Origin of the sequence: Streptomyces sp. WMMC1477, from assembly GCF_027460245.1 — a bacterium.
Taxonomy (GTDB): domain Bacteria; phylum Actinomycetota; class Actinomycetes; order Streptomycetales; family Streptomycetaceae; genus Streptomyces.
In genome coordinates this window covers 3066596-3079247 of the sequence record NZ_JAPZBD010000003.1, presented here as the reverse complement: position 1 = coordinate 3079247, position 12652 = coordinate 3066596, and the positions used below count along the sequence as shown (strand labels likewise).

At 73.9% G+C, this 12652-nt stretch carries 12 protein-coding genes and 1 pseudogene; 7 read left to right on the top strand and 6 right to left on the bottom strand.

Annotation, left to right across the window (positions count from 1 at the left end; genetic code table 11):
* The first annotated feature begins 187 nt into the window (after window positions 1-187).
* From O7609_RS14200 to O7609_RS14180, 5 genes and pseudogenes are all read left to right on the top strand, one after another.
* On the top strand, window positions 188-1342 hold the full coding sequence (locus O7609_RS14200) for an ABC transporter substrate-binding protein (RefSeq protein WP_269743657.1): 1155 nt from the start codon (window positions 188-190) through the stop codon (window positions 1340-1342).
* 8 nt (window positions 1343-1350) lie between these two features.
* Window positions 1351-2391, top strand: coding sequence for an ABC transporter permease (locus O7609_RS14195; RefSeq protein ID WP_443072124.1), 1041 nt, complete (start codon window positions 1351-1353; stop codon window positions 2389-2391).
* Window positions 2379-3233: an ABC transporter permease gene (locus O7609_RS14190; protein ID WP_269743656.1), complete on the top strand. Its 855-nt coding sequence runs from the start codon at window positions 2379-2381 to the stop codon at window positions 3231-3233. The genes O7609_RS14195 and O7609_RS14190 overlap by 13 nt, the downstream gene beginning before the upstream one ends.
* A gap of 6 nt (window positions 3234-3239) precedes the next feature.
* A complete protein-coding gene (locus O7609_RS14185) occupies window positions 3240-4346 on the top strand; it encodes an ABC transporter ATP-binding protein (RefSeq protein ID WP_443072123.1) in 1107 nt (368 codons plus the stop codon).
* Window positions 4343-4993, top strand: a pseudogene (locus tag O7609_RS14180) (HAD family hydrolase); the annotation flags it as partial. The gene O7609_RS14185 and the pseudogene O7609_RS14180, both read left to right, overlap by 4 nt.
* Window positions 4994-5236: 243 nt before the next feature.
* Here O7609_RS14180 and O7609_RS14175 read toward each other — a convergent pair.
* The 6 genes from O7609_RS14175 to O7609_RS14150 form a co-directional block, all read right to left on the bottom strand.
* Complete coding sequence (locus O7609_RS14175; protein WP_269737260.1) at window positions 5237-6523, bottom strand: dicarboxylate/amino acid:cation symporter; 1287 nt, start codon at window positions 6521-6523, stop codon at window positions 5237-5239.
* 487 nt (window positions 6524-7010) lie between these two features.
* Window positions 7011-7325: a DUF4229 domain-containing protein gene (locus O7609_RS14170; RefSeq protein WP_269736584.1), complete on the bottom strand. Its 315-nt coding sequence runs from the start codon at window positions 7323-7325 to the stop codon at window positions 7011-7013.
* A 62-nt stretch (window positions 7326-7387) separates the two neighbouring features.
* Window positions 7388-7906 carry a GNAT family N-acetyltransferase gene (locus O7609_RS14165; RefSeq protein WP_269736585.1) on the bottom strand — a complete coding sequence of 173 codons (519 nt, stop codon included), beginning with the start codon at window positions 7904-7906 and terminating at the stop codon, window positions 7388-7390.
* 15 nt (window positions 7907-7921) lie between these two features.
* Window positions 7922-9088: an aminofutalosine synthase MqnE gene (gene mqnE / locus O7609_RS14160; protein WP_269736586.1), complete on the bottom strand. Its 1167-nt coding sequence runs from the start codon at window positions 9086-9088 to the stop codon at window positions 7922-7924.
* A gap of 189 nt (window positions 9089-9277) precedes the next feature.
* Window positions 9278-9745, bottom strand: coding sequence for an Lrp/AsnC family transcriptional regulator (locus tag O7609_RS14155; protein ID WP_269736587.1), 468 nt, complete (start codon window positions 9743-9745; stop codon window positions 9278-9280).
* 51 nt (window positions 9746-9796) lie between these two features.
* Window positions 9797-10504: a UbiX family flavin prenyltransferase gene (locus O7609_RS14150; protein ID WP_269736588.1), complete on the bottom strand. Its 708-nt coding sequence runs from the start codon at window positions 10502-10504 to the stop codon at window positions 9797-9799.
* A gap of 165 nt (window positions 10505-10669) precedes the next feature.
* On the opposite strand from O7609_RS14150, the gene O7609_RS14145 reads away from it, so the two are divergent.
* Both O7609_RS14145 and O7609_RS14140 read left to right on the top strand, forming a co-directional pair.
* Window positions 10670-11977, top strand: a complete 1308-nt coding sequence (locus O7609_RS14145; RefSeq protein ID WP_269743655.1) for a hypothetical protein — start codon at window positions 10670-10672, stop codon at window positions 11975-11977.
* A gap of 26 nt (window positions 11978-12003) precedes the next feature.
* On the top strand, window positions 12004-12648 hold the full coding sequence (locus O7609_RS14140; RefSeq protein WP_269736590.1) for a rhomboid family intramembrane serine protease: 645 nt from the start codon (window positions 12004-12006) through the stop codon (window positions 12646-12648).
* Window positions 12649-12652: the final 4 nt, after the last annotated feature.

Here is a 12652-nt window from a genome sequence, read left to right as displayed (position 1 = left end):
GACAAGGCGCCGGGGTTCGGCCCGCGTTCACCTCCCGGACAGCTGGACCGGGCGTACTGAGGCCGACTTGTTCAAACAAGTTGCCGTCGGAACACGGATCACCGCCGCCGGCCTCCCCACCCCCGTCCCCGGGTTCCCCCGTCCCACAGTCCGGCCCGCCCCGGATCGCCCCACCTCAGGAGAGATCGTGACCTCGTCCGTCCCCAGAGCCGCCGCGCTGCTCAGCGGCCTCGCCGCCACGGCACTCGTCCTCACCGCCTGCGGCTCCGCCCCCAGCGCGCAGACGACCACCGCCGACGGCAGGAGCGCCGCCATCGCCACCTCCGCCGAGGACTTCGGCGGCATGGAGGCTCTCGTCGAGGCCGCCCGCAAGGAGGGCACGCTCAACGCCATCGCCCTCCCCCGCGACTGGGCCAACTACGGCGCCGTCATCGACGGGTTCACCGAGAAGTACGGCATCGAGGTCAAGGTCGAGAACCCGGACGGCAGCAGCCAGGACGAGATCAACGCCGTCACCTCCCGCAAGGGCCAGGACCGCGCTCCCGACGTCCTCGACCTCGGCAGCTCGTTCGCCATCAGCGCCGCCGAGCAGGGCCTGCTCGCCCCGTACCGGGTCGCGGCCTACGACGAGATCCCCGACACCCAGAAGGACGCCGAGGCCCGCTGGTACAACGACTACGGCGGCTACGTCTCCATCGGCTGCGACGCCAACCGCGTCACGACCTGCCCCGAGACCTTCGAGGACCTGCTCAAGCCCGTCTACGAGGGACAGGTCTCGCTCAACGGCAACCCGACCAAGTCCGGTTCCGCCTTCGCCGGCGTGTTCGCGGCGTCCCTCGCCAACGGCGGCTCCTTCGACGACATCCAGCCCGGCCTCGACTTCTTCGAGAAGCTGCGGAAGAACGGCAACTACACGCCCGTGGAGGCCACCCCGGCCACCGTCGAGAAGGGCGAGACCCCGATCACCATCGACTGGGACTACCTCAACGCCGGCTACGCCGAGGAGTTCAGGAGCAAGGGCGTCGACTGGAAGGTGGCGATCCCCGAGGACGGCAAGTTCTCCCAGTACTACTCCCAGGCCATCAACAAGGACGCACCGCACCCGGCCGCCGCCCGCCTCTGGCAGGAGTACCTCTACAGCCCCGAGGGCCAGAACCTCTGGCTCGTCGGCTACGCCCGCCCCGCCCTGCTCCCCGCCATGGAGCGGGACGGCACCGTGGACCAGCGGGCCGCCGCGAAGCTGCCGAAGGTCTCGGGCACCCCCTCCTTCCCGACCGAGGCCCAGCAGGCCGAGGCGAAGAAGGTCCTCGCGGGCGGATGGGCCGCGGCGGTCGCCGGGTGACGACGCCCATGAGCGATATCGCCACCACCACCGCCGCGGCCGGTGACGGCCCGGCCCGCCCCGCCCCCACGGGCGCGGCCGGGCCCGGGCCCACCGGGGACCGGGCCCCCGAGCCCGCCGGGGGCCCGCAGGTGCCCGGCGCCGGGGCCGGCGCGGCCCGCGGCGAGCGCACCGCGTCCGCCCGCGTATCCGCCACCCGGCGGCGGCGCCGGACGGGCGGCGGGGGCCTCGCCGTCGCACCGCTGCTCCTCTTCGTCGCCGTCAGCTTCGGCGTCCCCGCGCTGGCCATGCTCGACGGTGCGTTCACCGTCGAGGACCCGGCCACCGGAGCCACCGCCTACACCACCGACAACCTCACCGCCTCGCTCAAGGGCGCCTACCTCAACGCCCTGCTCGGCAGCGTCAAGCTGTCCGCCACGGCCGCCGTCATCGGCGCCGTCGTCGGGCTCGTCCTCGCCCAGGCCGTGGTGTCCAGCCGCCTGCGGGCCCTGCGCAGCGCCGTGTTCACCGTCTCCGGCGTCCTCGCCAACTTCGGCGGCGTCCCCCTCGCGTTCGCGTTCGTCGCCACCCTCGGCAACGCCGGTGTCCTCACCCGCCACCTCGGCCTCGACCAGCACGGCTGGAGCCTCTACAGCTTCTGGGGGCTCACCCTGACCTACCTGTACTTCCTCATCCCGCTCATGGTGCTCACCATCACCCCCGCCCTGGACGGACTGCGCACCCAGTGGCGCGAGGCCGCCCAGAACAACGGGGCGACCGGCCCCCAGTACTGGCGGCACGTCGCCCTTCCCGTGCTCACGCCCTCCCTGCTCGGCGGCCTGATCCTGCTGTTCGGCAGCTCCTTCGCCGCGCACGCCACGGCGGCCGCCATCGTGGGCAGCTCCGTGCCCCTCGTCACGCTCCAGATCGCCGACGCCATCTCCGGCAACGTCCTCGTCGGCCAGGAGAACGTCGCCCTGGCCCTCAGCCTGGACATGGTGGTGATCGCGGGCCTGGTGATGGCCGTCTACATCCCGCTGCAACGACGGAGTGCCCGATGGCTGGACTGACGACGACCACCCGCCCGGCACCCCGCCGGGCCGGCCTCTGGAGAGGACTCGTCCTCGCCTGCGCGGGCGCGTACTTCCTGCTGCCCATGGCCTCGTCGGTGCTCTTCACCGTCGACGTGCCGGGCCAGGGCCTCACCCTGGAGGCCTACGGGCGTATCCTCACCACCGACGGCTTCGTCGGCAGCCTGCTGCTCTCGCTGCGGCTGGCCGCCGCCACCATCGCCGTCGTCCTGCTGCTCATGGTGCCCGCCATGGTCACCCTGCGGCTGGGCGCACCCCGGCTGCGTCCGGTCGTGGAGCTGGTGTGCTCGATGCCGCTCGTCGTCCCGCCGATCGCCTTCGTCGCCGGACTCGGCACCGTCCTGCGCTGGGGGCCCGACCACCTGGCCGCCACCCCGTTCTTCCAGACCTTCGTGGCGATCCAGGACCCCGGGTTCCCCGTCGTCCTCGTCCTCGCCTACACCGTGATGGCCCTGCCGTTCGTGTACCGGGCCCTGGACGCCGGGCTCCGCGCCCTCGACGTCCGCACCCTCGTCGAGGCGGCGCGCGCCTGCGGGGCGAGCTGGCCCCGGGCCCTGCTCGGCGTCGTCCTGCCCAACCTGCGCACCGCCCTGCTCAACGCCTCGTTCCTGACGCTGGCCCTCGTGCTCGGCGAGTTCACCGTCGCCCAGCTCCTCGGCTTCGCCCCCTTCGCCGTGTGGATCGTCAACATCTCCGGTTCACAGGCCCAGTTGTCCGTCGCCGTGTCCGTCATGAGCCTGCTGGTCACCTGGGCTCTGCTGCTGACACTGGCGTTCCTCGGCGGGCGCCGCCCCGCCGCCCGCACCACCCCCCAGGAGTGACAGACCGTGGCAGTCACCACCATCGCCAGCCCCGGCACCGCCGGCCCGGCGACCGGTTCCCCCGCCTCCGTGGAGTTCCGGGGCCTGCGCCGCGACTTCGGCGGCACCCTCGCCCTCGACGGCCTCGACCTGGCCGTCCGTGCCGGCGAACTGCTCGCGCTGCTCGGCCCGTCCGGCTGCGGTAAGACCACGGCGCTGCGCATGCTGGCCGGGTTCGAACACCCCGACGCCGGCGACGTGCTGGTGGACGGCGAGGACGTCACCCGCGTCCCCGCGCACCGCCGGGACGCCGGGATGGTCTTCCAGTCCTACAGCCTCTTCCCGCACCTGAACGCCGTCGACAACGTGGCCTTCGGCCTGCGCATGCGCGGCGAACGCGCGGGACCGCGCCGCGCCCGCGCCGCCGAGCTGCTCGACCTCGTCGGCCTGCCGCAGCAGGGCGGGCGCTACCCGCACCAGCTCTCCGGCGGCCAGCAGCAGCGCGTCGCCCTCGCCCGGGCCCTCGCCCTGCGCCCCCGGGTACTGCTCCTCGACGAGCCGCTCTCCGCCCTCGACGCCAAGGTGCGCCTCACCCTGCGCGAGGAGATCCGGCGCCTCCAGCAGGAGTTGGGGATCACGACCCTCTTCGTCACGCACGACCAGGAGGAGGCGCTGTCCATGGCGGACCGCGTCGCCGTGATGAACCACGGCAGCCTGGAGCAGTGCGCGACCCCCGCCGACGTCTACGGCCGCCCCGCCACCGCGTTCGTCGCCGAGTTCGTCGGCACGACGAGCCGCGTCCCGGGCCGGCTCGGCGAGGGCCCGGGCACGGTCGAGGTCCTCGGCCGCCGTCTCCCCGTCCACGGCGCCGCGCCGGACGGCGAGCCCGAGGTCGACGTCCTCGTCCGCCCCGAAGCGGTACGCGTCGAGGCCGACCCGGACGGCGACGCCCAGGTCGTCACCGCCTCGTTCCTGGGCGCCGTGACCCGGGTGACCCTGCGCCGCGCCGCCGACGGCACCGTCGTCAAGGCCGACGTCCCCACCTACGAGGCCACGGCCCTCACCCCCGGCACCGCGGTGCGCCTCTCGCTCCCCGACCGCCCGGTCCTCGTCGCCCCGCGGGTGGCCCGTTGACCCTGCGCGCCGTCCTGTTCGACATGGACGGCACCCTCGTCGACACCGAGGAGCTGTGGTGGCGCGCCGTCGAGCACGTCGCGGCCACGCTGGCGTACGAGCTCACCGCGGCCGACCTCCCCGACGTCCTCGGGCGCCCCGTGGAACACACAGCCGCCCACCTGCGGCACGTCACCGCCCGGGCCGGTACGGGCCCCGGGCTCGGCTCCCTGACCGCCGCGCTGCACCGGGAGTTCACCGCCCGCGTCCGGGACCAGGTCGTCCCCCGCCCGGGCGCGCTGGAGCTGCTCGACCGGCTCCGGCGGGCCGCCGTCCCCACGGCCCTGGTCACGGCGTCCCCGCGCACCGTCGTGGACTGCGTCCTCCCCGCCCTGGGCGCGGGCCGGTTCGCCGTCACGCTCACCGCCGACGACACCGCCCGCACCAAGCCGGCCCCCGACCCGTACCTGGCCGCCGCCCGGGCGCTGGGCCACCCGCCCGCGGCCTGCGTGGCCGTCGAGGACACGCCCACGGGCGTCGCGTCCGCCGAGGCCGCGGGCTGCCCCGTCCTCGCCGTCCCGTCACTGTCCCCGATCCCGGCGGCCCCGGGCCGCACCGTCCGCACCAGCCTGGAGGACGTCGACGTCCCCTTCCTGCGCGCCCTCGTGGGCCGTGGCAGCCGTCACGACGTGCCACGCACGGCCTGACGGGCCCCCGAGGACCTCCCGGTCCACCGGGTGCGGCCGAGGGTCCCCCGGATGTGGTCCCGGCCGGGGTCGGCGATCCGGCCGGGGTCAGACGTCGCCGCGCCGGGCAGCCGGCTTGGCCGAGCCTGAACCCGGGTACCCCGCAGCGTGCCACGACCGAGCCCCGCCGGCGGGGCCGGCGGGGCTCGGGGTGGGGTGTGGGGGCTACGAGGCGGTGGCGGGGACCGGGGCGGTGGGCTCGGCAGGGGTGTCGTCCCAGGTGTCCAGGTCGAAGGACGTGGCCTTGGCGAACGCGGTGGTGTCGAGGATGCGTTCGCGGGCCGAGACGAGGACGGGGACGACGGCCTGGCCGGTGACGTTGGTGGCGGTGCGGATCATGTCGAGCACCGGGTCGATGGCCAGGAGGAGGCCGACGCCTTCGAGGGGCAGGCCCAGGGTGGACAGGGTGAGGGTCGTCATCACCGTGGCGCCGGTGAGGCCGGCGGTCGCGGCGGAGCCGACGACGGAGACGAAGGCGATCAGCAGGTAGTCCTGGGCACCGAGGCTGACGCCGAAGATCTCGGCGACGAAGATCGCCGCGAGCGCCGGATAGATCGCGGCGCAGCCGTCCATCTTCGTGGTGGCCCCGAACGGGACGCTGAAGCTCGCGTACTCCTTGGGGACGCCGAGCCGCTCGACGACCTTCTGGGTGACGGGCATGGTGCCGACCGAGGAGCGGGAGACGAAGGCGAGCTGGATGGCGGGCCAGGCGCCGCGGAAGAACTGGAGCGGGCTGACGCGCGCGACGAGGCCGAGCAGCAGCGGGTAGACGCCGAACATGACGAGGGCGCAGCCGATGTAGACGTCGGCGGTGAAGGTGGCGTACTGGCCGATCAGGTCCCAGCCGTACCGGTTGATGGCGTTGCCGATGAGGCCGAGGGTGCCGAGGGGGGCGAGGCGGATGACCCACCACAGCGCCTTCTGGAGGAGGGCGAGCACGGACTCGCCGAAGGCGAGGAGGGGTTCGGCCCTGTCGCCGAGCTTGAGGGCGGCGACGCCGGTGACGGCGGCCATGAAGACGATCTGGAGGACGTTGAGCTCGGTAAACGGCGTGATGACGTCCGTGGGGACGATGCCGGTGAGGAAGTCGAGCCAGGAGCCGGCGCTCTCCGGGCGCGCGCCGTCCTCGGGGGTGAGGCCGGTACCGGCGCCGGGGTCGGTGAGCAGGCCGATGGCCAGCCCGATGGCGACGGCGATCAGCGAGGTGGCCAGGAACCACAGCAGGGTGCGCCCGGCGAGCCGGGCGGCGTTGGAGACGTTGCGGAGGTTGGTGATCGAGATGGCGATGGCGAAGAACACCAGCGGGGCGACGGCCAGCTTGAGGAGCTGGACGAAGATGTCGCCGGTCTTCTCCAGGCCGGTGCCGAGCCAGTCGACGCCACCGCTGCGCGCGGCCCAGCCCAGCAGGACGCCGAGCACGAGACCGGTGAGGATCTGGGCCCAGAAGGGCACCTTGGGGAGGCGGGGTCGGCGGGGGGACGACGGCGCGGCCGGTGACGTCTCGGACGTGTCGGGCGGCGTGGGGGACACGGGCACACTCCGGTGAGGTGGTGGGGCGTTACGCGGCAGGGGTGAGCACCGGACATGGTCGTGCGGGCTCGGAGATGTCGCCAGACCCGGCGTCAGGCGGGCCTGGTTCAGGCCGGGCCCGGTTCAGGCGCCGGGCCCGGTTCAGGCGCCGGGCCCGGTTCAGGCCGGGGCTGCGTCAGGGGCGACAGGCCGTCGTCCGACAGCGGCAGAGGTCGACGTGCAGCCGCTCCACGAGGAGGGCACTCCGCGGTGCGGGGCGCTTCGGGGCTGCGGTCGTCATGGGCCTCACGCTAACACTGGGACTTATGGGCTCCCAAAGGATCACTTGGGGAGCAGGGCACGTGAGACGACAACACCCCGCCGGGGGAAGGGGATTCCCGACAGGGTGCTGGTAAGGGTGTGACGAGCGTTACGCGGCGTCGTCCTCCTGGTCGCGGTTGGCCGCGAGACGGGCCTTCATGGTGCCGGACACGCGCTCGACGCGCGGCGCGATGTGCTCGGCCATCTCGTCCCGCTGACGGCGCAGGAGGACGAAGCTCAGCGGCGCGGAGACGAGGATGGCGAGGGCGACCAGCCACAGCGGGTTGGACTTGCCGATCCCCTCGGGGATGACGCCGGCGTACGCCAGGACGGAGACGACGGCGAAGCTCGCGGCGAACAGCCCGAGGCGCATCAGCGTGTATCGGAGCGTGGCGCGGGAGGTCGTGCTCGGGGTGCTGGTCACGGCGGTCTCTTTCTCGTCCTGCGGTGCTACGGGGGCCTGCGGGCGGCCGTTCGGGTCAGGGGTCAGGTCAGGGGCAGCCACATCGTGATGTCGTCGCGGAGGTCCGCGTCGGCCACCTTGATCGCGTCCGGGACCCGGCCGACCTCCTTGTAGCCGCACGCCGCGTAGAAGTGCTCCAGGCCGAGCCCGCCGCGGCAGGTGAGCCGGATGCCGCGGACGCCGTCGAGGCCGCGGGCGGCCTCCTCGGCGGCGGCCATCAGGGCCCGCCCCTCACCGGAGCGCTGGTACGCGGGGTGCACCATCACGGTGTACAGCCACACCCAGTGTCGCATCAGCCGGTGGGTGTTCAGGGTGAGGAAGGCGGTGGCCTTCACCTCACCGGCGTCGTCGAAACCGGCGAGCAGGCGGGTGCGGCCCTCGGTCATCGCCGTCAGGTGCTTGAGCAGCTCGGGCCGTACGTCGTCCGCCGTGACGGGCGGGACGAAGCCGACGGCCCCGCCCGTGTTGACGACGTCGGCCCACAGCCGGGCCACGCCGTCGAGCGTGGCCCGGTCCGTTCCGGGGTCGAGAATGTACCGCACCTGCGAAGGACCTGGTCAGAGCCGCATGGGCTGCGGGGTCTCGCGGCGCTCGGCGTCCGGGCCCGGGTACTCGCGGACCGTCTCGTAGCGGGTGTTGCGCTCGACGGGACGGAAACCGGCGTCCCGGATCAGCTCCAGCAGGTCCTCGCGGGTGAGCTTGTCCGGGGTGCCGAAGTCGTCGGCGTCGTGGGTGATCTTGTACTCGACGACGGAGCCGTCCATGTCGTCGGCGCCGTGCTGGAGGGCGAGCTGGGCGGTCTGCACGCCGTGCATGACCCAGAAGACCTTGACGTGTGGCACGTTGTCGAACAGCAGCCGGGAGACGGCGAAGGTCTTGAGGGCCTCGGCACCGGTGGCCATCGTCGTGCGGGCCTGGAGCCGGTTGCGGACCTTGCCGTCCTTCATGTCGACGAAGTCGTGCTGGTAGCGCAGCGGGATGAAGACCTGGAAGCCGCCGGTCTCGTCCTGGAGTTCGCGCAGCCGCAGCACGTGGTCGACGCGGTGGCGCGGCTCCTCGATGTGCCCGTAGAGCATGGTGCTGGGCGTCTTGAGGCCCTTGGAGTGGGCGAGGCGGTGGATGCGGGACCAGTCCTCCCAGTGGGTGGCGTGGTCCACGATGTGCTGCCGGACCTCCCAGTCGAAGATCTCCGCGCCGCCGCCCGTGAGCGACTCCAGGCCCGCGTCGATCAGCTCGTCGAGGATCTCGTCGGCGCTCATCCCGGAGATCGTCTCGAAGTGGTGGATCTCGGTGGCGGTGAAGGCCTTCAGCGAGACCGTCTCGGGCAGCGCCTCCTTGAGGGCGCGCAGCGAGCGCGGGTAGTACCGCCACGGGAGGGTGGGGTGGAGGCCGTTGACGATGTGCAGCTCGGTGAGGTTGTCGCCCTCCATCGCCTTGGCGAGCTTGACGGCCTCCTCGATGCGCATCGTGTAGGCGTCCTTCTCCCCCGGCTTGCGCTGGAAGGAGCAGTACGCGCAGGACGCGGTGCACACGTTGGTCATGTTGAGGTGACGGTTGACGTTGAAGTGGACGACGTCGCCGTTCTTGCGGGTGCGGACCTCGTGGGCCAGGCCGCCGAGCCAGGCCAGGTCGTCGGACTCGTAGAGGGCGATGCCGTCCTCACGGGTCAGCCGTTCGCCCGCGCGGACCTTCTCCTCCAGCTCCCGCTTGAGCCCAGCGTCCATGCGTCGCGCCTCCCTAGAAGTCTGCGCAGGTCTCCGCTCGCGCCTCTCGAGCGTACGCCACGACCATTCGGGGCAAGCCGGGCGGGTAGGGGCCGGCCACCGGGCCGTCCCCTCCCCGCACGGGCCGTCTCCGGCCCCTCGCCCGGGGCCGTGGCCCGGTCCGTCGCCCGGGGCCGTCCGCGGCGCGGCTCAGGCACCCGGGAGCTCGCCCTCGGGCAGCTCGCCGACGCGGTTCTCCCACTTCGTCGACAGCACGATGGTCGTGCGGGTGCGCGAGACGCCCTTGGTACCCGACAGCCGGCGGATGGTCCGCTCCAGCCCGTCGACGTCCGTCGCGCGGACCTTGAGCATGTAGGAGTCGTCGCCCGCGATGAACCAGCAGTCCTCAATCTCCTCCAGCTCGCGGAGGCGCTGGGCGACGTCGTCGTGGTCCGTGGCGTCGGAGAGCTGGACGCCGACGAGGGCCGTGACGCCGAGACCCAGGCTGGGGGCGTCGACGGTGGCGCGGTAGCCGGTGATGACGCCCGCCGCCTCCAGCCGGTTGATCCGGTCGGTGACGCTGGGGCCGGACAGGCCGACCAGGCGGCCCAGCTCCGCGTAGGAGGCCCTGCCGTTCTCCCTCAGCGCCTGGATGAGCTGTCTGTCCACGGCATCCATGGGTCCGTCGCCCTTCAGTTGTCCGGCAGCAGTTGGCTTCGCTATCAGAATCTAAGCCATCGAGCCCGGTGCACCTGCACTACCCAGCCCGCCCCTCCACCTCCGGTACAGCGTGTGCGGGATCCCGGCGGCGTCCAGAGCCCGCCCGGCGACGAAGTCCACGAGGTCCTGGATGTGGCGGGCCCCGGCGTAGAAGGCGGGGGAGGCGGGAAGGACGACGGCCCCGGCCTGGTCGAGCGCCACGAGCTGCTGGAGTGTCGGCCCGCTCAGCGGGGTCTCCCGGACGGCGACGACGAGCGGGCGCCGCTCCTTCAGGGTGACGCTCGCCGTCCGCTGGAGGAGGTCCTTGGACAGCCCGAGAGAGACGCCCGCGACGCAGGCCGTGGAGGCCGGGACGATGAGCATGCCCCGGGCCGGGTACGAGCCCGAGGAGGGCCCGGCGGCCAGGTCGCCGGCCGGCCAGTACCGGACGGCGTCGGGGTCGGCGCCGGGGTCGCCGTCGGCGGGGAGGGCCTCGGGGAAGGCGTCCGGGTCGCCGTCCGCGCCGCGGGCGAGCCAGCGCCGCAGGTCGTCCCGCCAGTGGGCGTCCCGAAAGGGGTGCCCGGTCTCGTCCAGGAGGGTGAGGCGGGCGGCGCGGCTGACCACCAGGTCCACCGGCTCCCCGGCGGCGATCAGGGCGCGGAGGACGGCGGCGGCGTACGGCGTCCCGGAGGCACCGGAGACGCCGACGATCCACGGGCGGCGCTGGGCGTCGGTCACACCGCCGAGCCTACGGGCCGGGGCGGACGGGCGGTGGGCCGGGGAGCCGCGGGCACCGTGCGGCCCCGGCGCGAGGGCCTGCGGTGGAGCGCACGCCGAACGCCGGGAGCCGTGGGCGTGGGGAGGGGGCGTGGAACCGGGGCGCAGCGCCGGGGCGCCACAATGGTGCCCGCCCCGGGATGCCGGGGCGCCGCCCGCCGACCAGCCCGGGAGCCCGCCATCACCGCTCGCACCGCACCGCGCCCCTGGCCCCGGTTCCGCGCCCGGCTCCGCTGCCCGGGCGGCCCCCGGGTCCGCGTCCCGCTCGGCCGCCCGGGTGAGCCCCGGCCCCGCGGCCGGGCCCGCAGACTGCTCCTCGTCCTCCTGTTGTGCGTCGGCCCGCTGCTCGGCGGCGGGGCCGTGGCCTGCACGACCGCCCAGAAGCTCACCACCGCCCTGCGCCTGCAGGAGGCCGTCGAGCGGCTCGGCAGGCTGGACACCGCCTCCGTCACCGCCCGGCTCGACGCCGAGCCCGACGCCGTCCTCGCCTATCTGCGGCAGCGCGCCGGGGCCGGGGCGGACGGCGAGCGGCTGCGCGAGCAGGCCCGGCTCCTGGCCGACCTGGAGGTGGCCGTCGCCGTGCGGACCGAGGGGCACCTGCGCGACCTCTCCCCCGGTGACCGGGTCGACCTGGCCGCGTCCGTCGGATTCGGCGGCGAGGATGTCCTCGGCCTCGTCACCGTGGACGAACAGCTCCACCTGCGCTTCGGGCTCTCGGCCATGGCGGCGGAGACCCGCTGGCGGGGCCCGGTCCTGCGGGACGCGCCGGAGCTGGAGGCGCTCGCCGACGAGCTGCCGTCCGCGCTGCACTCCGTACGGGCGGCGCTGCGCGGCGCGTGGGTGCGGGTGGAGGCGGCGGAGTTCGGCGAGTTCGCCGAGGCCCTCGGCGGGCGACCGCACGCTCCGGCGGAGCGGATCGCCCGCTCCACCACCCTGCTGACCTCGGACGAGGTCCGGCAGCACCTCGTCGGTGCCGTGCGCGACGTCCTCACGACGCGGGGCGCCCTGCGGGACGCCGGGGAGCGCGGCGGCGTCCGGCACCTGACCGTGACCCTGCCCGCGGGGGACGCCGCCCGTGCCCTGGCGGCCGCCCTGGAGCCGATCCGCTACCGCGTAGGCGACCCGGACCTGGGCGCGGCCGAGCGCGTCCCCGACCGTCCCGTCGAGCTCGACCTCGCCCTGCGCGACGGCGCCCTGTCCTCGCTCACCGTGGACCTCGCCCGGCTCGACCCGCGTGCGCCCGACGGCCCCGGGGCGGCGACGCTCCCGCTGCGGCTGGAGTTCGCGCCCGGCCAGGTGGCCCGCGTCGCCGCGCCGCACGACGCGCCACGCCTGCGGCCCCAGGACCTGCTGGCCGCGCTCACCTACGCCGACCTGCACGAGCCACGGCTCGCCTCGCTGTTGCGCACCTTGCGTACGCTTGATCTGGAGTAAACCGAACCGGGGGGTTGGGGGTCTGCATGCCGTACGGACCGAGCGGGACGGGAACCGACCCGTCACGCCGCTCACGCGTCGTCACCGCCGGCACGTTCATGCTGTCCTGGGTCGCGCTGATGTGGTTCCTGACCGCGCTGGACGGCGCGAGCGGCCCGATCGTGCGCGAGTACGGCATCCAGCCGCGGGACACCGACGAGCTGCTGGACATCTTCCCCGCCGCGTTCCTGCACTTCGGCTGGGACCACGTCCTCGCGAACACCGTCCCGCTGGTGATCTTCGGCTTCCTCGCGGCGCTGCGCGGCATGGGCCGGTTCCTCGGCGTCGTCCTCGTCATCATCGTGACGAGCGGGCTGGGCGTCTGGCTGACGGCCCCCGCCGGCACCAACACCGCGGGCGCCTCCGGCGTCGTCTTCGGCCTCTTCGGCTACCTGCTCGTGCGCGGTTTCGTGGAGCGCGACGCCCTCGACATCACGGCGGGCATCACCGTGCTCCTGCTCTACGGCTCGATCCTGTGGGGCGTCCTGCCCACGTCCTCGGGCGTCTCCTGGCAGGGCCACCTGTTCGGGCTGATCGGCGGCGTGCTGGCGGCGTTCTGGCTGCGCCGCACCCCGCCCCGGCGTCGCCGCCGTCCAGCGCCCTACGGCGCCGGGCCGAGCCCCTGGAGCTGACGGC